At 62.2% G+C, this 20,622-nt stretch carries 19 protein-coding genes; 1 reads left to right on the plus strand and 18 read right to left on the minus strand.

Going from position 1 to position 20,622, the window contains the following annotated elements; genetic code table 11:
* Positions 1-101: 101 nt before the first annotated feature.
* The 13 genes from ACT4OC_RS01405 to ACT4OC_RS01465 form a co-directional block, all read right to left on the minus strand.
* Positions 102-1,433 (minus strand): MFS transporter, encoded by a 1,332-nt coding sequence (locus tag ACT4OC_RS01405; RefSeq protein WP_057198296.1) that lies wholly within the window; start codon positions 1,431-1,433, stop codon positions 102-104.
* Positions 1,434-1,515: 82 nt separating this feature from the next.
* The gene (locus tag ACT4OC_RS01410) at positions 1,516-2,181 is read right to left on the minus strand and encodes a hypothetical protein (RefSeq protein WP_057198294.1); all 666 of its coding nucleotides are present in this window, start codon (positions 2,179-2,181) and stop codon (positions 1,516-1,518) included.
* A gap of 181 nt (positions 2,182-2,362) precedes the next feature.
* Positions 2,363-2,818: a hypothetical protein gene (locus tag ACT4OC_RS01415; RefSeq protein WP_057198292.1), complete on the minus strand. Its 456-nt coding sequence runs from the start codon at positions 2,816-2,818 to the stop codon at positions 2,363-2,365.
* Between the two features lie 10 nt (positions 2,819-2,828).
* On the minus strand, positions 2,829-4,805 hold the full coding sequence (locus tag ACT4OC_RS01420; protein ID WP_082529050.1) for a conjugal transfer protein TraG: 1,977 nt from the start codon (positions 4,803-4,805) through the stop codon (positions 2,829-2,831).
* 89 nt (positions 4,806-4,894) lie between these two features.
* Positions 4,895-6,622, minus strand: a complete 1,728-nt coding sequence (locus tag ACT4OC_RS01425) for a relaxase/mobilization nuclease domain-containing protein (RefSeq protein ID WP_057198324.1) — start codon at positions 6,620-6,622, stop codon at positions 4,895-4,897.
* Between the two features lie 600 nt (positions 6,623-7,222).
* On the minus strand, positions 7,223-7,948 hold the full coding sequence (locus ACT4OC_RS01430; RefSeq protein WP_444837221.1) for a lytic transglycosylase domain-containing protein: 726 nt from the start codon (positions 7,946-7,948) through the stop codon (positions 7,223-7,225).
* Entirely contained in the window at positions 7,945-8,454 is a 510-nt protein-coding gene (locus ACT4OC_RS01435) for a S26 family signal peptidase (protein ID WP_444837222.1), read from the minus strand. The genes ACT4OC_RS01430 and ACT4OC_RS01435 overlap by 4 nt, the downstream gene beginning before the upstream one ends.
* Positions 8,451-8,915 (minus strand): DUF2840 domain-containing protein, encoded by a 465-nt coding sequence (locus tag ACT4OC_RS01440; RefSeq protein ID WP_444837223.1) that lies wholly within the window; start codon positions 8,913-8,915, stop codon positions 8,451-8,453. The genes ACT4OC_RS01435 and ACT4OC_RS01440 overlap by 4 nt, the downstream gene beginning before the upstream one ends.
* Before the next feature lie 349 nt (positions 8,916-9,264).
* Positions 9,265-10,146, minus strand: coding sequence for a replication initiator protein A (locus tag ACT4OC_RS01445; RefSeq protein ID WP_444837355.1), 882 nt, complete (start codon positions 10,144-10,146; stop codon positions 9,265-9,267).
* Between the two features lie 24 nt (positions 10,147-10,170).
* A complete protein-coding gene (locus ACT4OC_RS01450) occupies positions 10,171-10,449 on the minus strand; it encodes a helix-turn-helix transcriptional regulator (RefSeq protein ID WP_444837224.1) in 279 nt (92 codons plus the stop codon).
* A 132-nt stretch (positions 10,450-10,581) separates the two neighbouring features.
* The gene (locus ACT4OC_RS01455; RefSeq protein WP_444837225.1) at positions 10,582-11,037 is read right to left on the minus strand and encodes a DUF2285 domain-containing protein; all 456 of its coding nucleotides are present in this window, start codon (positions 11,035-11,037) and stop codon (positions 10,582-10,584) included.
* Between the two features lie 124 nt (positions 11,038-11,161).
* Entirely contained in the window at positions 11,162-11,551 is a 390-nt protein-coding gene (locus tag ACT4OC_RS01460; RefSeq protein ID WP_444837226.1) for a transcriptional regulator domain-containing protein, read from the minus strand.
* Positions 11,488-11,775, minus strand: a complete 288-nt coding sequence (locus ACT4OC_RS01465; protein ID WP_444837227.1) for a DNA -binding domain-containing protein — start codon at positions 11,773-11,775, stop codon at positions 11,488-11,490. Before ACT4OC_RS01465 ends, ACT4OC_RS01460 begins: the two co-directional genes overlap by 64 nt.
* A gap of 225 nt (positions 11,776-12,000) precedes the next feature.
* Here ACT4OC_RS01465 and ACT4OC_RS01470 point away from each other — a divergent pair, with 225 nt between their 5' ends.
* Positions 12,001-12,228 carry a helix-turn-helix domain-containing protein gene (locus tag ACT4OC_RS01470; protein WP_444837228.1) on the plus strand — a complete coding sequence of 76 codons (228 nt, stop codon included), beginning with the start codon at positions 12,001-12,003 and terminating at the stop codon, positions 12,226-12,228.
* 169 nt (positions 12,229-12,397) lie between these two features.
* On the opposite strand, the gene ACT4OC_RS01475 is transcribed toward ACT4OC_RS01470, so the two are convergent.
* The 5 genes from ACT4OC_RS01475 to ACT4OC_RS01495 all read right to left on the minus strand — a co-directional run bounded on the left by ACT4OC_RS01475 (position 12,398) and on the right by ACT4OC_RS01495 (position 20,559).
* Positions 12,398-12,721 (minus strand): DUF736 domain-containing protein, encoded by a 324-nt coding sequence (locus tag ACT4OC_RS01475; protein ID WP_444837229.1) that lies wholly within the window; start codon positions 12,719-12,721, stop codon positions 12,398-12,400.
* A 555-nt stretch (positions 12,722-13,276) separates the two neighbouring features.
* Positions 13,277-13,759 (minus strand): hypothetical protein, encoded by a 483-nt coding sequence (locus ACT4OC_RS01480; RefSeq protein ID WP_444837230.1) that lies wholly within the window; start codon positions 13,757-13,759, stop codon positions 13,277-13,279.
* A 138-nt stretch (positions 13,760-13,897) separates the two neighbouring features.
* Complete coding sequence (locus ACT4OC_RS01485) at positions 13,898-14,821, minus strand: DUF2493 domain-containing protein (RefSeq protein WP_444837231.1); 924 nt, start codon at positions 14,819-14,821, stop codon at positions 13,898-13,900.
* Between the two features lie 312 nt (positions 14,822-15,133).
* Complete coding sequence (locus ACT4OC_RS01490) at positions 15,134-16,198, minus strand: DUF7146 domain-containing protein (protein ID WP_444837232.1); 1,065 nt, start codon at positions 16,196-16,198, stop codon at positions 15,134-15,136.
* Positions 16,198-20,559, minus strand: a complete 4,362-nt coding sequence (locus ACT4OC_RS01495; protein ID WP_444837233.1) for a strawberry notch-like NTP hydrolase domain-containing protein — start codon at positions 20,557-20,559, stop codon at positions 16,198-16,200. Before ACT4OC_RS01495 ends, ACT4OC_RS01490 begins: the two co-directional genes overlap by 1 nt.
* Positions 20,560-20,622: the final 63 nt, after the last annotated feature.

The raw sequence follows: 20,622 nt of genomic DNA on the forward strand, positions 1-20,622 counted from the left end.
CGGCCTGGCGTAGAAAAAGAAAAAGTGGGGAATGTCGAAATCCCAACGTAGCACCGATCGCCGCAAAAGACGGCTTGGAAACCAGGCTCAGGCCGGCCAGTCTACCATTCCGCCGCCTCACGCGCCTCGAGGATAGATCCCTCGACGGGCACCATGACAAATTCCGCTTGGCTGTCTCGCTCTGCAAACGGCCGCGTAAGCGACGCGTAAAGGTGCCTGCTCAACGTTCGGAGCCAAGGCACAGCGAACCAGAGCAATGCGGCTGCCTGAAAGGCTGCACTGAGACCAAACGCAAACTGATACGCCATTACCGGATAATGACCGTCTTGAGGTGCCCATTGTCCGACAACAAGCCCGATCCCGTACTGAACCGCGAACGCCGAACCAAAATGTGCAAGGTTCAACGCCCCATTTGCTCGCGCGGCAAGGCCTTGCGGAAAATAATCGGCGATCATCGCATAGCTGAGAACTGTTGCCGCTCCCATAACTGACACGGCACACCAGGGCAGTAGCGATGGCATTGGCACCCGGAGAATAAGTGCAAGTTCGGCCGCAATGAACACCCCTGCCATGCCAGCTATCAGGATTTCGGTTGTTGTGCCGCGTCTGCGTAGACGATCCGCCATCACGCCCAGCAGCAACGCTCCGAAACTGATTGCGAGAGCCATGATGAACAGCTGCGTCATGAGACTATGCCGATCAAGCCCTTCCACATCCGTAAGCCAGGGCGCAGCCCACAGAGATTGCAGGGCCCATGACGAGCCGATGCAGGCTGCCGACAGTGGCGCAAGTCTCAGGAATCTCGCGTCGGAATACACAGACCACAAAGTAAGCCGGGAGGTCGTCGACGCTGCTTCATTGCTGGAGCTTTCCGGTACGCCAAAGTAAGTGAAGGCAGCTACGGCGATCGTTGCAAAAGTCAGGACTTCGAAAAGACCTCGCCAACCGATCCAATCCAATACCCAATCGGTCGGTGCCGTTGCGGTGACGGCTCCAAGCGACCCCAGCATGATCATGCAGCCGTTGACGAGGGCGATACGCTCCCTGGGAAACCAGATGACCACGGCCTTGAGCCCTGCCATCAATGAGGCTGCAACCCCAAGTCCTATCATGGCGCGCGCAACCAGAAGCTCCGAAAATCCCGTTGCGGTCCCGAACAGGGTCGCGCCGCCGGCCGCCATCACCAGCAACACGCCCTGGACACGACGCGGTCCATACCTATCGAGAAGGACGCCAATGGGAATTTGGACACCTGCGAAGACGAGGAAATAGACCGATGCGAGCAGCCCGGTCTTTGCGGCATCAAGTCCAAATTCGGATGCCAGCGCTGGAGAGATGGAGGCGTTGATGGTTCGGAAGAGGAAGGAAAGATAATAGCCAGCGGCAAATGGGAGGAAGGCGGCCAGGATCAGGCGCCACCACTTCCGGCTCAGGTGATCATCGACGTGTTGACATTCATCCGCGTCCGGTTCGGTGCTTGTCGCCGCTCGTATTGCGTCTTCGTATCCAGCTTGATCATGCCGGCCAGCAGAAGGCGTTCGGGAGGTGACGAAAGTTGGAATTGCTGCCGCCCTCCTGGGCGGCAGCGGATGATTCCTGCTTTATATTTGCATCGCCTCGCAAACCGGCGCCGTTTGGGGTGTCTGTCGGCTTGAGGTCGACTGTCTCATCCTGATCGAGTATCGATTTCAAGCCGTTAAATCGTGTCGCATTGAGGCGATCGATCGTCTCCTGGATAAGCGAACGGTCCTGCTGAACCCGCTGATCGACTTGCTCGGCCAGGACCTTGAAGCGCTCATCACCGAGCTGGCAGGCTTCTCGCTGTTGCTGTTGCGACAGCGGCGGCATCACGGCGAGGTGATATCGCGCATGCAGCGCGACCGTCTCAGCGATTGTCCGTAAATTGCGCTCCAGAGAATCGAATCGGGCGTGTATGTCGTCAAAACCGTCATGCACCGCATTTTCTGGAGGGCGCGGATTCAGAAATTGTGCAAGCGCAGCCTCCACGATCATGCTCTTGCCCACGCCCGGACGTTCAGTCGCAGCTTCGAGTTGCTCGTGAATCTTCTCGGTGATCCGGACGGTTACCTTGCGGGTTGCCGCGGAATTCCGTTTGTGAGGTGGCGATTTTGCCACCGCGGCCTGGCTGGCCTCCAACTCGGGTTCGCCGCGGAGCTGCATTTTCGCTCTTCTCCGTACTCTGAGCGCACCGATCAAGGCCGCAACGATTGCGGTGCGACGGATTTTGCCAAGGGGTGATTGAGTCTGATGGAGGCAACAGAAGAGCAGCATCGTTGGCGCTGCAACCGTCGACGATAGCGATCGTACCTTGGCGTAGCGAAAGAAGGGATCGGCGGGCTGATTAGCTCGCGCCGGCGCCGGCGTCGTCGTTGCCACGCACGGCGTTCTCCCCGTCGTGCGATTCGATACTCACCTCCTTCAGCATGGTCGACCCGCTGGATAGCCTCCGCCCGAGAGCTTCGACAAAACGATCATAGCGCTCCGCGCCCTTGGCGCGCGCTGCTGGGCTCGATTGCTCCGGCAGCGCTGGCGTTGACGTTAGCCAGAAGCGGATGAACAGCGCGATCGTCTCCAGCGTGACGGTATCGTTTCGTTCGAGCCGTTCGAGCACGCGCACGATCCGGTCTAGCCGCTTGGCGATCGCGGCCTCCCTTCGGTCGGATTCGTCGGGCGAAAGGAAGGAGGCGATGGCAGCCTCGGCGACCAGCGACTTGGGCTTGCTGTGACGCTTTGCGAAGGCCTCCAGGCCAGCGAGCGTCTCTGGATCGAGGTAGATGCTGAGCTGGACTTTTTTCATGCTCACTAGCCTAGAGATCCATCGGATCGTCGGGGTCGATGGTGACGGAACGTGCGATGCCCTGCATCGAACGGCTCAGAGCCCTCGCCTGCACGGCATCGGCGTCACCATCATCCGGCGCGGCATCGAACTCGTTCTCAGCCAGCGGTACCCCAATGACGACATCCTCGTGTTGCGGCAGTTCGGGCTCACGGCGAATGCCACCGTTAGGATCACGGGACCTCCGCGTCACCTTCGCGAGGAGTTCGGCAGAGGGCGGGATTTGCGGACGGCCTGACCAATCGTCTGCCTGCGCGACCAGGGCGACCGGATTGGCGCGGGATGGATTCAAGACCCGGCGCTTTAGCTGCGTATCCTCATAGTATCGGACCTTGCTGGCGCGCACGGGGTGCACCCCCGAGACCATTACAATCGCCTCGTTAGGTGAGAGCTGCATGACTTCCCCCGGTGTAAGCAGCGGCCGCGATGTTTCCTGGCGGCTGACCATGAGGTGCCCAAGCCAAGGGCTTAAGCGATGCCCGGCATAGTTCTTCATCGCGCGCATCTCGGTCGCGGTTCCAAGGGCGTCCGACACGCGTTTGGCGGTGCGCTCATCGTTGGTCGAAAAAGCGACCCGGATGTGGCAGTTGTCGAGGATAGCGTGGTTCGGCCCGTAGGCGCGTTCGAGCTGGTTCAGGCTCTGGGTGATCAGAAAGCTGCGAATGCCATAGCCTGCCATGAAGGCAAGCTGGCTCTCAAAAAAATCCAACCGTCCGAGCGCTGCAAACTCGTCGAGCATCAGAAGCAGCTTCTGTCGTCGCCGATCGGTGTCCAGGCTCTCGGTCAATCGCCGTCCGATCTGATTAAGCACAAGCCGCATCAGGGGTTTTGTGCGGGCGATGTCGGATGGCGGGACGACAAGAAAGAGCGAGATGGGCCGGGGTCCGTCAACGAGATCGCGGATGCGCCAGTCGCTCCGTCCCGTGACCTTGGCGACGACGGGATCGCGATAGAGCCCCAGGAAACTCATCGTGGTTGACAAAACACCTGAGCGTTCATTCTCGCTCTTGTTGAGGAGCTCGCGCGATGCCGAAGCCACCACGGGATGAACGCGCTCTCCGAGGTGCGGCGTCGCCAACATCGCATTCAGCGTCGTCTCGATCGGGCGTGACGGGTCAGACAGGAAGTTGGCGACGCCGGCGAGCGTCTTGTCGGCTTCAGCGTAAAGGACATGCAAAATCGCGCCAACCAGCAAAGAATGGCTGGTCTTCTCCCAATGATTGCGGCGCTCGAGCGCGCCTTCGGGATCGACGAGGATGTCTGCGATATTTTGGGCGTCCCGTACCTCACAGTCGCCTTTGCGGATCTCGAGGAGAGGGTTATAGGCCGCGCTTGCCTGGTTGGTGGGGTCGAACAGAAGCACGGGCCCAAAGCGCGCGCGCCAGCCCGAGGTGAGCTGGAAATTCTCGCCCTTGATGTCGTGAACGATGGTGGAGTTCGGCCAAGTAAGAAGAGTCGGAATGACCAAGCCGACGCCCTTACCCGAACGGGTAGGAGCAAAGCAAAGGACATGCTCAGGGCCGTCGTGCCGGAGATATCGGCCATCAAAGCGGCCGAGCACGACGCCGTCGGTCCCCAGAAGGCCCGCCCGCCTGACCTCACGTGCGTCGGCCCAGCGCGCCGAGCCGTATGTGGTCACCTGCTGAGCTTCCTTTGCCCGCCAGACCGACAGCATGATCGCGATGCCGATAGCGGCGAACCCGCCGCTTGCGGCGATGCAGGCCCCCTCGATGAATATTTTTGGCGCGTAGGCGTCGAACTGGAACCACCAGATGAAGAAAGCAAGCGGCTGATAGATCGGCCAGCGCCCGACCATGAACCAGGCAGGTCCGAGCTGCGGTTGGTAGGCGAGACGCCAGGCCGTCCACTCGGTCGCCGTCCAAACAAAGGCGAGCACGACGATCGAGACAAGGAACAGCTGCCCCCAGAGTATCTTGGTCGCGGACATAGGCCCAGAAGCGCTCGCCCTGTGCACCCACGCAACGACCATATCTCTGGTGTCGCGGTCGCGCGCGCCGCAGCGCAGAGATCGGCGGGTCAGAGGGAAAGATCGCGCTTGCGTCCAAAGCTCCAGTCGACGCCGCCGGGACCGGCGATGCCGCTTACTTGCCTGCCAAGTTCGCGCTCAAGGGACGGTATCCATGGTACAAGCTGGAAGCCCAGGCCATTGTCGATCATGGCAAAGCGGCCGGAGGCAAGCGACAGCCGTCGGCGATAAATCCCCGAAATGGGCTCGCCTGCCTCGGCGGGCATATGCGCCAGCCCCGTTTCTTCAGCCAAACGCTCACCCGCTGAATCGAGCTCGCGGGTACGCAGGGTACTGATAAGATTGCGGCCGATGATGACCTTGTCTCCGTCCCGGCGCACGAGGCCCCGTTCCGCCAGCGCATCAATCCGACGATCAAGCGCGCGGCGGACCTCGGCACCGAAACCGGCTCGCGAGAGATCGGCAGGTTCGCGGGCAACGAGGCGCCGATCGAGCCAGGTCGCCCCTTCGGCCACTACCTGTTGGTCGAGGTTGAGGTCGGAGCGGACGGCAAGCGCGATCCGCGGCCGGCCCCTCGCATCCTCAAAACGACGGAGCTCCACAATGCCCCCGATCGGACCGTCGCCGGCTGTATCGATGTCGGGGAGCTTCAGATGATGCACACGCCCGTCGATCCCGTCCACCACGGCAAACGCTGTTCCCCTTAACTCGTCATCCAGCCCGCGGGCGATGAGACGGCCGATCACGGGTCCGCCATGGCCTTCGCCCTCGATCGCCCAGGACGACGGCGCGCGAGATGTACCATCCCTGGCCAGGCTCCTGTGCAGCCGCTTGATGATATCGCCGCGTTCCCCAAGTGCGCGCAAGCGCTGTTCGGCATCCGGCGCCAGAACCCAGCGCGCGGGCCCGGCCGGCTCAGCGAGTCCGAGCCGCTCAAGGGTCCGCATCCGACCAATCCGGATCTCCCGCAGCGGATCGCGCCCCGCGTCACGTTCGGGGCGAAGATCGACCACCCCTTCTGCCCTGCCCGCTTCCCGGGCAAGCACCCGATCGAGCCGCGTCCAGCGTTCGCTCGTGACCTCTGCCTCGAGACCGCGCCGCATCTCAAGCTCTGATCGCGGGCCGAGCTCACGGGTCACGAGGTCACCTGCGCGCGCCCGAAAGCCGGACCCGATGTAGTCCCGGCTGATGACAAGGTCGGAACCGTCGTCCGCGCGGCCGCGCATAAGAATGTGGATGTGAGGATGCTCGGTGTTCCAGTGATCGACGGCGACCCAGTCGAGCCGCGTGCCGAGATCGCGCGAGGCCTGATCCATGAGCTCGCGAGTAAAGCTCCGCAGGCTCTCTAGTTCGGCGGCATCATCCGGCGAGACGATGAACCGGAAATGATGCCGGTCGCCATCGCAGCGTTCCGCGAAAGCCCGGCCGTCTGCATCATCCCCGGCAGCATCGAAGAGTTTGCCGGGCGATCCATCGCGCGCGACACCGTCCCGTTTGAGATAACCGATATGAGCCCGCAGTGCGCCAGGCGACCGCGTCCGGCGTACGACACGTGCCTTGACCATGGCGCCCCGGGCGCGGTTGTTGAGGAGCCGTGCCGCGGCAACGCTCGCCGCACGGCCGCGCCCGAAGGACCCACTCCTAGTAACTCCGCCGTGTGAGAGACCGCCTGCCTTCTGCGCGGCTCTGAGGGCCTGCGCGAGAAACGATTTTGCCTTGGGCGCGCGCGTCGAACGGATACGGCCTGGACGGATGCGGAAATCGTCGTTGCGGCTCATCTTGCCCGCCGCAAGGTGTCGAAAACCGAGCAAGAACAGCGCCATGGCGAAACTCGCAAGTTGCGCCGGTCCTTCGCAATGTTCGGAGCATGATTGAGATTGCTGACATTTCCCAACCGACCGACCGGCCGCACCTTGCGGCTTTTATCCTGCCCTCCTCGGTCGCTGGTTCCCAGGGCCCAACTTCCAAGCCAACAGACTGTCGGTACTCGCGGCGATTTGCGACAAAATGCAGTTCGGGTCATTGCGGTGGATCCTCCAATAGCGCCTGCCCGAAACGTCGGCTGGTGGCCGATTCATTGCGAAAGAGCCGCCGCGACTTGGCAGTTGACTTGCGAAGCGCCCCGCTTTTGCGAGCGAAGCGAGCGCTTGCGATAGCGATCGTTACCCGAAGGGCCGAGACACCCGTAGGGTGGCTCGGTGAGGAGCGAAGCGACGAGTAGAGCGCGGGCCGAAGGCATCGCCCGTATGCCATCAGCACGTTGATATCGCACTCCGCCGCGAACGCTTGCCGCGTGAGTGAGGGTCCTTCAGTGGCAAACCCGAAGGTCTTAGCGTCATGATCGTATTGCAGCGCCTCGAATGAAAACCGAATGTCCGTCACTGTGCGCCCGCGCGCTCAACAAACAGCGGAGCCTGCCGCGAAGGAACGACGCCGCTCGCGCCCGAAACATCACGCTCACGCTGCTCGGAGGCGAGCAACGGCGTGACAGCCGCGACGTAAGCCACAGTTTCTGATGGAAGTGCTCGGCCGGTTGCCAAGTGCTGCTCGTAGCGCAACTGACCCGCATGACACGCTGCCAGGAAACCAGCCGATCCGAAGCGATCATGCTTCTCTTTGAGGTACGCGGCTCCCGCCAAGATGTTGTCGCGCGGATCGAATGGGTCGAGACCTAGCCCATAGCGGAGGCTGAGTTGTACCCACGTGCCCGGCATGACTTGCATCAACCCCATTGCACCGAGGCGAGACGTCGCACGTGCGTTGCCTCCGCTCTCAATCTGCATGACGACGCGGATCCAACGCGCGGGAACACGGAAGCGATCAGACGCTTCTGCGATGAAGCCGGCGTATCGATCGAGCGGTTCAATACGCGACGCCAACTGTGCGCACGCCACTGTCCCGAGAAACGTCGAGGCCGCGACCACGCACATGCGCGGCGTAATCGCCGCAATGAGGCGTGCAATTGCGCGGATCATCTCCTCGCTGGCGATCGATCCCGGCAACTCACGGATATGACCTGCCCGGACGTTCAGATATGGCCGGGAAGGAGAGCAGAAGGGCCGGCCAAAAGCGGACGAGTGGGAGCAAGTGACGTGCACGATCACTCCTCGTCGGTCCAAACTGGCACCGCTTTGCCGATGACTGCGGATGTGGGTATGGGCCCGAAGTACCGGCTATCGAGCGAGTCGAGCGACTGCCAATTCATGACAAAGAGTTCGCCGTCTCCGATGACGCGGCATCCTTGCCAGTCTGGTAGCGGTCGGTTGCGGCCGTCGCGGCTGCGTGCCTGTCCCACTTCAAGACCATCAACGGCGATGGTGAAACCATTTCTGCAAACGGTCTGTCCTGGCAAAGCCAAGACCCGCTTGAGCATCGGAACTCGCGAGGGCAAATAGCCATTCAGATCCAGGAATGCCGCGAGTGGATCGGGTGGCTGCACGGCGACGAGTTCCGTTACGATCAACTGGCCCACGGGCTCGACACGATAAAGGCCGATTGGAACGCTATTCGAGACGTTCCATATGTAGCGTGGCGCCGTTCCTCCAATTGAGGAGAGGAGAAGAACCGTTGCTCCAAATGCCGTAAGAATGGTTCCACAACCGCCGCTCATGGTTCGATCCTCCGACGATGGAGCCACGCTTGATGGCGAGAGCGGGTGTATGGGCGAGGTGCTTCATTCACCGACAGGCGGTTGTGAACGTGATGCCAATAATCGGGGGCTGCATCGGAGGGATCGATGCCGAGCGCCTCGACCGCATCGATCAATTGCAGCACGCGTTCGACCTTCGGCCAGCCCGTTAGCCTCAGCAAGATCTCGCCGCCGGGATTGATCCAGGGGACTGTCGAATAACGCTGCCCAGGCGCTACGGCACGCAAGATATCGACGCGGGAGAGAACGGTCCCGAAGTCGTTCGATGTCCAACGTACGAACGCAAAGATGCTGCCAGGCGCGAAGGACAAAACGCGGCGGCTGCGATCCACAATCCGCTCGGAAACGGAACGGCCGAACCGTACGCGATTCTCAACGCGCTTTTCGAGCCACAGAATCTCAACTGTTGTTAGGTCGTTCACGATCCACCTCCGCGTCGAGCGACATCCTGACGGTTCGAAGGCTGACCAGGCGCTCGCCCCTGCCCTATGGGAGGCAGCAGGCCACGATCGTTGGGGAAATTGCTGATCGGATTAGTTTGCGATCCGAATGCCGAATTAATGCAAGCGACGCCGTCCGTCGCGCGTCGCCGATCGGCGCTCGACGCTTGAAGTCCGTTAGAAGGGAATCCGGAGGATTCCCTGTTAGTAAAGTTACGGAGTCGAAAAGATACAGTGTACCAGTACTTTGGGTCTGATTCCGGTCCCCGATAGCACGAGGATACGGTCCCTGATGGCACGACAGTTGTGGTCCCCGATAGCACGAGTGAATTCACAGCTTATCCCCCGCGTTAGGTAGGAGGCCGCGCTTTCGTAACCGCTCGGTAAGTGGATCGATCGCAACTGGTGCAAAGTTCAGTCGCTCCGCGCCATTTGGATCCTGCGTGATGATGAGTTCGTAGCCTGGCAGCTTCTGCAGGCGCACGATCTGACGCAGGTCGTAAGCAAAGTGCTTGACCGGCGATAAGCTGCCGGACTTGACGTGGAGGTGCGCGACATCAAAGCTCCAGCCGCCGCTTTGGCGCCCGCCGTGTTTGCGCACGAGACGATACAGCCAACGCTCGAGACCGCCCGTGAGATCGAAATATCCGCGGTCGATCGTCAGCACGAGCGCATCGTTCAGAACGCCTGTGTAGAACCAATCCGGCAGGATCAATTCCAGTCCACGGGGTTTGCCTTGCGCATCGGCAGTTTCTTTCCATTCGTTAATCCAGGAGAAGCGATGCCGCCGCCGCTCTGTCGGCTGGCGAATTGAGGTCACGACGGTCGTCGACTGGAGCCGGTCCAGTGCAGCTTTGAGGCGGTCGTAGTCGCGCACGCTGGTGCCGCGGCCGACGAAAGTCAGGATTTCATACGGGGTGGTGGCCATCAGACGCGATGTCTTCAAGCCGGCATCGCGAGCCTCTACGATCTGCGAAGCCGCCCATATCAGAACGTCTGCGTCCCAGATCGTCGCCATTCCGTGCTCTGACACGGCTTCGACACGGATGACGACCGGTCCGGCGCGAAAATCGATCGGGATGATCCGTTTGGATTTTGCCAGCGAGAAGAAAGGATAGGCCATCAGATCTTGCGCATCGCGTGCGGCCAAATCGCCGGGCAATGCACGGAACAGCTCGAGCTGATCGCGCTCCGAACGGTGCCGCCGGCGTATTGAGAATTTGCTTTCTGACATCGCTCAGCGCCGCTCCTTGCCTGCATAAGGAACGGGTGCATGCCGTTTTGCAGGCAGCACGGTGCCCGCGCCGGGATCGCTGGTTGACGTCTTGGTGCCGCGGTCGGCCCAAGCCTTGAGGTCATCCAGGGCGTAGACGACCCGACCGCCGATCTTTCGGTAAGCCGGACCGGTACCGTAGGTCCGGTGCTTTTCTAGGGTACGGCCGGAAAGGCTGAGGAATCGGGCCGCCTCGGCCGTGCGCAAGTATCGTGGCGGCAAGCCGGCGTTAGGATCGGGCATCTGAAGAGCTCCGGGATCGTCTGGAGCGCCAGCGAGGTCGGCGGCGCATCGACGGGCACAATGGCGGAGTAGAGCCTCGAAGGGGGATGCCGAAGATCAGGGGTCGTGTTTTCGATACCCCTGAAAGAGCGTCTATTTCTTGCGAGAAGGCGGGCGCAGCAATGCGCGATAGCCGTCGCGCATCAGCGCGAGGCCGCTCTGAACCAGGCGAATGGTCCGATTGCGCAAATCATGCGTGCGCCAGTCGCGTTCGGCGATGCGTTCAGTACCAAACAGGACTTCCGCTATTTCCCGGTAGGTGCTGCCGTCGATCCGGGCATCAAGCGCACGCAGGGCGAGCCCGAGCCGCCTGCGGCTATGTGTGGAAAGCGAATGCAGCGGCGGCCCTGGGGACCTGCCGTTCAGCGCTCGCCAGAGGCGCCTTCCGGCGTCCGCACGGAATTCAAAATCGCGGTCGAGCGGAAGTTCGACAGCGTAGGTGCCGGCAACGACCGGTGCTTCCTTGAACCAAACGCGATGCTCTACCTTGTGCAAAAGGAGCACGGCGTGCCAACCGTCAGGGCCTTGCCGCAGCTGCCCTTCGGTCAAGTCTCCGATATCTAGTGTGCCGCGCGATTGCCCGACCGCGAGCGAAACCGGCCGCACAGGAACGACCGTCGGCAGAACCTCCGGCGCCCAGAAGATGGTTTGCTCGAGGTAGGATCGGCTAGGGTCAGCGGCGAAAACACAAGCCCCAACGCTGGCGGAAGTCCGGGCTTACGTTTGGAATCGTTTTCGCGGTACTCCGATGATCAGCTTGAAAGTTGGGATTACGCCGCAGGCATTCCCAGGCTAATCCTGTGATGTCCGCCTCTTCAACTCGATCGTAGGCACTTGGTGATCTCCAATCGAACTTTGACATTCGTGTCCCCTTCGCACTGCAAGATTGAAGTGCGATAAACCGGACCAGCAATAGTTGAGGAAGTCCCTGATCCTGCATCGCGTGATGCATCAGATCGAACCCGAAATCACGAGAGCAAGTTTTTCTACAAAAGGGTTTCAAAGATTCGGATTTGACGCGCCGCCTCGCAGCAAATGACGATATCCATGCTCCGTCATCCATTTCGCGCGGGCCAAATGGGTATCGAACGCGCGCCTTGCGCGATCGTGCTCGAGCTCTGGATCGATCTTTAGCACCAGCTGAGCCACCTCGCGCCAGTCGGCCCCCTCCGCGTCCGCATCGAGCATTCGCAAATACGTAATGATGTGCTCCTCGTCGTACACCGTGAGAACGGTGTCCGTCGGAGCTACGTCCGCTACGAAGGGATCTGACGGTGGTTGTTTCATGCGAGCGCCACAGAGCGAATGATTCTAACTCCTTGCAGACCGTTGTTGTTCGAAGGACTTACTTTAGCCCTATTTTGATCAGCTCGGCCAGTCCGATCTGGCAATGCATCCCCATCGGGGTCGATGAAAGTCGGTCCACCTCCGCGCATTTGAATAGCACGTCTTGTGACGAATAGGAACGATCGTTCCTAGAACGATCGTTCCGGCTCAGGTTCCCATATCGCTATGGATCTCAAGGAGATCATGGCGGTGAACCTGCGTCGGAGACGCCACGATCTAAAAATGACGCAGGAGGAGTTGGCCGAGCGCGCGGGCCTAAGCGCTCGTTACGTCGGCGCGATCGAACGCGGCGATGTAGCGGCGAGCGTTACTGTGCTTGGACAGATTGCCGAAGCATTGGGATCGGAGCCGGGCGACTTGCTCAAACGGGTTGGACGCGGAAGCAAATCGTAGGCCGACGCCAGCCGACGGTTGGAGTGCTCCGCTGGTAACTGGGCAGTGGATGCTCGGCTTCACCGACAGAAATCGCGCTTCCCGCATTCGAGTTCTAGCATCATGCTTGGGCCAAGCGTGAACCAAACAGAAGCCCCGCCCGGAGAACCCGGGCGGGGCGGAGCGAGCTTTACTCGCCGTTCTTCCGCGGCCGCGACCACAGCAGTGTGTAGCCTTCACCACCCTCGTCATCGAACAGGTTCGCGTAGATCGGTGCGTTGAACGACGGGTCGTCGAGTTTGAGCGAGAGGTAGTCGCGACCTTCCTCGGAGCGTTTCGACCAAGCTGCGCCGATTTCGGCCCGGCCCACGAAGATGCGGTGGCTGGGCGCGTTCTCGTTGGAGGAGCGGTTCTGCTCGGCGACGATGCGGACGCCCTTGGCCTGCAGGCTCAGCGTGACGATCTCGCCCTGGAAATCGTTGCCGACCTTCTTGAAAGAACCGATGGTAGCCATGTCACTTCTCCTGTTTGTGTTTCGAGCCCGCGACCACCGCGGCCTCGATGGCGATCTACAGGCCGAGGACGATCGGCGACGCACCCGCTTGCGGGCCGGAGCGCAGCGGAGGACGCTGTCGTAGAGACTTTCTTGCCTCGCGAGGAATGGGCGTAGCCCAGGGGAAGAAAGTCTCAAGCGACGGCGTTGCGGCTCAGACGATCGAGGCGGAGCCGGTCTTCGGCCAGATCGAGCCATCAAAGAGGCCACGCGCGTCTGCGTGCTGAACCACAATCTCGGGAGAAGACTTGGCTAGTCTCGGTTTCAATGCGCAAGAGGTCGGAATGTTCAGGGGTAAAGAAAGAAACAACGTGCAGGAAACGGCGCTACTGTCAGCCGACAAATAGCTCCGTGCGAAGGACGTCACCATCGCATCTGTATTGACAGAGCCGAGATAACGCAGCCTGCTACAAGTCATGTCCGAAGGGACGCGACCACTTTTCGCTCAAGTTCGACCATCCCTCCTTCAACGCGCCGGCCTACCCGAATTTGGTCGAGGAGGCAGGTGGCGAGGGACTATCCGTCGCGTGTTGCGGCCGAAAGAACTGGCTGAGGCGCACTCTGCGCGCCCCTGCCCTGCTCCAACGGGCGGGGCTCCGCGAAGACGGTCAACTTCGTCCACGCCGTGCTGCCGATGAATGCCGCGCCGAGGCAAGCGGAGACCTCACACCAAGCGGGCGATGGCATCCCGAGTTGCGACATCGTGAAGAGCACATGATAGCCAGCAATCGCGGCTGGGATGGCAAAAGCCGCCGCTATGGCTGCACGCAGGATCGGAAACCGTGTCATTGCAAGCGCGGTTCGACCGGCCGCGAGTGCCAACACGCCGGCGGCAATGGCAACAAGCGGCGCACCGAGGATGCCGGCGCCACTATGGAACGCGATCATGCCGGTGCTCACTGCGACAAAAAACGGCAACGCGTATACGGCTAGCGTGAAGATCAGCCAGCAGAACAAGCCAATGCCAACGGCGTTGAGGGCAAGTCCAAGCGCGAGCATGGTGGTGGCTCCATATGCAAAGATGTAACGGTCGCGCCTTCCACCACCACCGCGGCGCAATTTTGGACATAAAGTCGAAACGAGGCGGAGTTGCGGCGATGCAACTCCACCCGGTGGTTCAGGTAGTAAAGACGGCGCTTACGCGCCGTCACCGAACTTCCAGACGGGAATGCCGAGACGTCTTGCCTTGTCGGCGAGGTTGTCCTGGATTCCCGTGCCCGGGAAATGCATGACGCCAATTGGTAGGAGTTCGAGCATGGCGTCATTGCGCTTGAACGGTGCCGCGTTGGCATGCTTCGTCCAGTCCGGTTTGAAAGCGATCTGTGGCACCTTGCGGTTAGTGGCCCATTTGGAGGCGATCAGTTCGGCGCCTTTCGGCGAGCCGCCGTGGATCAGGACCATGTCGGGATGCTTGGCGTGAACCTTGTCGAGACGATCCCAGATCAAGCGGTGGTCGTTGCAGTCGAAGCCGCCGGTCAGTGCGACCTTCGGTCCGGGAGGCAACATGACCTCGGTTTCGGCGCGGCGCTTGGCTGCGATGAAGTCGCGGGAGTCGATCATTGCCGCGGTGAGCGTGCGATGGTTGACCAGTGATCCCGATCGAGGGCGCCAGGAAGAGCCGGTGTGGACCTCAAAGAGTTCGACGGCCTGATCGCGGAAGAGCTCCAGGCAGTTGCGGCGTTCGATCAGCGTGATGCCTTCTGCCGTCAGGCGCTCGAGCTCGACCGATCGTACTTCCGAGCCGTTCTGCTCGCGCTGGCTCTTGCGTTGGGCCTGCTCGTTGTCATCGAGCTGCCGTCCGATGCGATCTGTGGCACGATGGAAGAGGTTGACCGTCGACCACAGCAGATCCGGAAGGTCGGGCTCGAGCCGCGTGTCGCCCAGGGTAGCGACCAGGGCGTCGAAAATATCGGCGACGGCACCGGCGATCATCTTGCCCTCTGGCAGGGGTCTCGGATCGGGCTGGTCGTCGAATGGACGGTAGCCAAAGAGCTGCAATTCGTTGAGGACGAGGTCGGACGGAGATGGCGTGTGCTGTTCGGTGTCGTCATGGTCGCTCATCGGGAGAGGTCCTTTGCCGGATTGGCCGCGCCCATCGCGGCCTTCGTGGCGATCACTCAGACGGCGAGCGGAACGGGCCAGAACCCGAAAGCGCAGCGGAGGGCCGAAGCGCCAGCGGAGGATGGCGGAGGCCGGCTATTTTGCTTCGCGATGCAAAGGCCCGCAGGGCCGGCGGAAAATAGCCGGTCGTAGCCATTGGCGGCCGGGGCCGCTTGCCGTCCGATCGCCCTCTAGAAGGCCGAGGTCGCGTCCTCTCCGGCATTGGGCCGCCGCGCGACCGAGCTGTCGACGTTGATGGGACGCCAAGCGCGCCTATACGACGGTGGCCGACAATAGAAGAAAGCGGGAGACGTCTTCCGGTACGAGTTGCAGCCGCAATGCCGCTCGTAGGGCGTCGAGACCGAAGATGTGCAGATCCTCGTTGAAATCGCCCAGCCGAGGTGACAAGGGGATTGCTTCGATGCCGGCCGCTTGTGCGCGGTTCAACAGAGTGGCTTGCACCATGTCTCCAGCGGCGTCAGCGTCCCGCGCGATATAGAGCCGACGCAAGCTTGACGACAGCAGCATGGCTGCGAGGTGATTGGCCGACAGCGCTGCGGCCATCGGCAATGTTGGCAGCGCACAACGCAGCGAGAGCATGGTTTCGATGCCTTCGCCGGCCACAAGCACGTCGTCGTCCGGCGCACCGAAGCAAACCGCATTGCCGAGCAGATCGCCCATGGCGCGTCGCGGCGTGTCGATCGGCGCCTTGCCGAGTCGAATGCGATCAAAGCCGTCTGGATCGAGCCACGTGCGATGCACACCAGTGATTCTGCCATCGAGATCTGTGACGCAAGCGATCATCGCCGGCCAGGTCTCGGTGGGTACGTGCTCATCGGAGCGATAGTAGCAGCGCGGATGGAAGCGGACGCTGCCACCATGGTGCACGCGAGCTATTCCGCGGCGTCGCAGATAGGTCTCCACCATGGTGCCTTCGATCGGGCCTGAGATTGCAAAGAGCCGCCTTGCGGCCTCTCGTGATCCCGCCGGGACGGAGCGCACTGGGGGCAGTCGTGGTACGGGTTCCGATTCAGTGCGGGGCAGCTTGAGAAACCGCCTCGCCTCTTCAGCAACTTCGCGGAAGTCACGGAGCCCAAGGCTATGCCGAATGATGTCCAGGAGATCGCCATGCTCACCGGTCGCGGCGTCGGTCCACTTACCCGCGCTCCCCTTGGTGGAGTCCTGGAGCCGCACGAACATCGAGCGGCCCGGCGTATTGTAGACATCACCAACCAGCCAATACCGCCCTTCGCGCTTTCCATTGGAAAGGTAACGACGGCACACCGCCTCGGCCTCGCGCGCGAGGCGATGCGCCAGTTCGGAGGCATCGCGGCGCATCACGCAGCCTCCCGTTCGACGATGCGCTCGATTGGATAGTGCTCGAGCACCTTTGCCAGGACCTCGATGCCGGCCTCATCCGTAGGCACGAACATGCGCAGCTTCCAGGAGATGATCTCGCTGAAGAGGCCATACGTCCTGAGGCGATCGCGCATCGTGTCGTTGCATCCGGACAGCTCGATCCGGTGTCTGCCCATGACGCGGACGCGGCGAAGCTGGAGGCCTTCGGCCAGGTCGAGAACAGTTCGCCCCTCCATCAGAGCGGCAAAGGCTGCGTCGGACGCCAGCTTGGGCGCGTCGGCCGCAAGGACGTTCGCCACCCAACTGGCCGAAACCTTGCGGCCGATGACTCTTTCTCCAGCATCGGTCTGAAGCCGGTAGACCCGCGTCGACTCGTCCGGCAGCCGCTTCCAGATCGGCAGCAGCAAGCCGGCGACGACATGGATTGTGCTTTCCGAGAATTCGGGCAGGTCATGGAGCTCGGCCTGCCAGGCCGCGCCGAAGCGGCCGCGATCGGCTTCGGCCCAATGGCTTTCCGCCATTGCGCTTAGGGGAACGCTGTGCTGCTCCATCGGCCGGATCAGCCGCACGCGCCGTTCGATCTCACCGTCATCGAGCATGAAGCTCGGCGCAGGCACCTGAACGGCGGCCCGGCCCGAGCGCTCGTTGACGAGCGGCACGGCGCACGAATCCGAGAGCCGATCGAACGCCTCCCGCAGCGTTACGGGACGATTACGCTGCCGTTCGGTGATGGACAGCAGCCGTGTCTCGGTGCCAGTCCCGGGATGGGTATAGATCACGCGTCGGTCGGCGATGATGAAGCTCTCCGCGAGCAGCGTCTCCAGGCCGGCATCGTAGGCGCCGGACGCAATCGCGCCTTCGATGCGAGCGGAGAGCAGTTGCTCGAACGTGGCGAACAACACGTTTTGCAGGTCGATGGTCAACGCCAGCAGCCTGTTCAAGAATGTCGTGACCGGCGGCAGTTCATCCTTGATGCCGTTGGCATCCATCAGCTTCAGACCGGTCGCGTCCTCGAACGCCTGGAGCGAGCAGCCTTCAACCTTGCCGCGGACGAGAAGCAGATATAGTTGGCGCAGTGCGTCACGGCCGTAATGGCTTTCGAGGTTGTCCTCGGGGCGGAACAGGCCCTGCCCTCCGGTCTGGCGCTGACCTCGGGTGATGGCGCCCAGCGTGTCGAGCCGGCGAGCAATGGTGCTGAGAAAGCGCTTCTCCGCCTTCACATCTGTCGCAATGGGGCGAAACAGCGGCGGCTGCGCCTGGTTGGTACGATTCGTGCGACCCAAGCCCTGGATGGCGGCGTCGGCTTTCCAGCCCGGCTCGAGCAGGTAATGAACACGCAGCCTGCGATTCCGAGCCGACAGTTCGGCATGGTAGCTTCTGCCCGTGCCGCCGGCGTCGCTGAAGATGAGGATGCGCTTGGCGTCGTCCATGAAGGCCGCGGTCTCGGCGAGATTGGCTGAGGCCGCGCGGTTCTCGACGATCAGCCGATCCCGTTTACGAACGACGCGGCGAGAACGTCCCGTGACCTCAGCGACCATGTCCGTGCCGAACCGCTGGACGATCTGGTCGAGCGCACCCGGTACGGGCGGAAGCGAGGCGAGCTTTTCGATCAGGCGGTCGCGGCGCTTGGCGGCTTCCCGGCTCTCGACCGGCTGACCGTCGCGATAGACGGGCCGGGAAGAGAGATTACCCTCTGAGTCGGTGAAGGGCTCATAGAGCTGGACCGGGAAGGAATGGGCGAGGTAATCGAGGACATACTCCCGCGGGGTGATGTCGACCTGAACGTCGCTCCACTCTTCGGTCGGAATCTCCGCCAGCCGGCGCTCCATCAGCGCTTCGCCGGTCGAGACGATCTGGATGACGGCCGCATGGCCGGCATCAAGATCGCGCTCGATCGAGCGGATCAACGAAGGCGTCTTCATCGAGGTGAGCAGATGGCCGAAGAAGCGCTGCTTGGCGCTTTCGAAGGCAGATCGCGCCGCGGACTTAGCCTGCGCGTTCAGAGTGCCGGTCTCGCCGGTGATGTTGGCGGCGCGCATCGCCGCGTCGAGATTGTTATGGATGATGCTGAATGCGCCGGCATAGGCATCGTAGATGCGAACCTGCTCGGGCGTAAGCTGGTGTTCGAGCAGTTCGTATTCGACACCCTCATAAGATAGCGAACGCGCGGCATAAAGGCCGAGCGCCTTGAGGTCGCGCGCCAAAACCTCCATGGCGGCGACACCGCCCTCCTCGATCGCCTCGACAAACTCGGCCCGCGTCGCGAATGGGAAGTCGTCACCGCCCCACACTCCGAGACGCTGAGCGTAGGCGAGATTATGAACCGTAGTCGCACCGGTGGCCGAGACGTAGACGACGCGGGCATTCGGCAAAGCATGCTGCAGCCTCAGGCCCGCGCGGCCCTGCTGAGAGGCCGCCCCCGGACGATTGCAAGCAATCGCCTTGAGGTCACCCCGCTCGCCCTTGCCACCAAGCGCGTTCTGCATGGCGTGGCTCTCGTCGAAGACGATCACTCCGTCGAAGTCGGAGCCCAACCATTCAACGATCTGACGCGCGCGCGAAAGCTTTTCTCCACGCTCGTCGGTGCGCAGCGTAGCGTAGGTGGTAAATAGGACGCCTTCCGCAAGCCGGATCGGCGTGCCCTGCCGGAAGCGGGAAAGCGGCGTCACGAGCAGCCGCTCCACCCCAAGTGCCGACCAATCGCGCTGCGCATCCTCGATCAGCTTATCGGATTTGCTAATCCAGACCGCACGACGCCGGCCCTTCAGCCAGTTGTCGATCAGGATACCGGCGACCTGCCGGCCCTTGCCCGCGCCGGTGCCATCGCCCAGGAACCAACCGCGGCGAAAACGAACCGCATTCTCAGCGTCATCACGCGCGGCCGCCACGACGTCAAAGGTGGCATCGACCGTCCAGGAACCTGCGAGAAACTCCGAATGGGCTTCGCCAGCGTAGATGACGCTCTCGAGCTGCGCGTCCGAGAGGATGCCATCCGTTATGACATTGGCCGGCAGATGCGGCCGATAGGATGGCTTTGGCGGCGCGACCGACGCCATTGCAGCCGACTGCACGAGCCTTGTGGGATGGGCCTGCGCGCCGGGAATGCGGATCGACTGAAGTGTGTAGGCTTCATAGAGCGCATCGGTGATGGTACTGGCATCAGTGGGCATCCAGTCGATGGGCTCATAGATGACTTCCGTCGCCACGAGATCGGATGCTGGCGCCGCGGTCGCCGGTTGGCGCTTTGCGACGTAGGCGCGGACGGTCCGCGGCGTGGACGGGCTGGCAATTGCTGGCACGACCGCAATCGGCTTGCCAGCAAGTGGACGACGTGCTGGCACGTCCCGGATGACCCAGCCGAGCAAAGTCGGCAGGTCTCGCGCGATGCCAGCGGATGCCGGCAACAACGCGATATCGCCCGCCGGCACCCGATCGATAACGGTCAGGCGGGTGTCGGTGGTGGTACCGTGCTTGGCATAGACGGCGCCGTCAATCGCCGCCGAGAACACGACCTGTCCCTGATCCTGAAGCCGCTTGAAGGAGTCGGTCCACACAGGGTTGTCGGGGGCGACGTTCGCGCCGGTGATGGCGACCAGGCGCCCGCCTGCTGGAAGACGGGCCAACGCCGAGCCGACGTGCTGTAATGCCGCATCTGCCATCGCGCGATCGACGTGGACTGCGGCCGAGAACGGCGGGTTCATCAGCACGACGCTCGGCACGGTACGCGCATCGAGGTGGTCGTTGATGTGTGCGGCGTCAAACCGCGTGGTGGAGATGGCAGGAAAGATCTGCCCGAGAATGCCGGCGCGGCTCTCGGCGAACTCATTGAGGACGAGGGAGGCGCCAGCCAGTTCCGCGAGAACGGCCAGATGGCCGGTACCGGCCGACGGCTCCAGCACGACATCGGCTGGCGTGATCGCGGCGGCCACGCTCGCGACATACGCCAATCCGATCGGCGTCGAGAACTGCTGGAGCGATTCGCTTTCCTCGGACCGGCGTGTCTGGGTCGGAAGGAGGCTTGCGATCCGCATCAGCATCGACAGCATGTCGGCTGGCGACGCCGCCTTGGCGCGCATGGCGGCGCCATGCCGCCGCAGGAACAGGACGGTCGCCGCCTCGCAGGCGTCGTAAGCGGTCTTCCAGTTCCAGGCGCCGGTCGCATCGGAGGTGCCGAACGCTGCCTGCATGGCGTGGCGCAGAACGGCGGCATCGATGCGACGTCCCTGTTCGAGATCGGTCAAAAGCTGTCGCGCAGCCCTGACGACTGCGGATGCGACAACGGCGGTGGCACGCATCGAGAGCGGCGCGGCGCTGGCGCCGCCGACGAGAGGTTCGGTCATGGCAGGATGTCTTTCGGAGAGCGGGAAAAGGCCGAACCGCCCGGCGCTCTCCTGACACCGCCG

This window comes from Bradyrhizobium sp. (assembly GCF_052389815.1).
GTDB lineage: Bacteria > Pseudomonadota > Alphaproteobacteria > Rhizobiales > Xanthobacteraceae > Bradyrhizobium.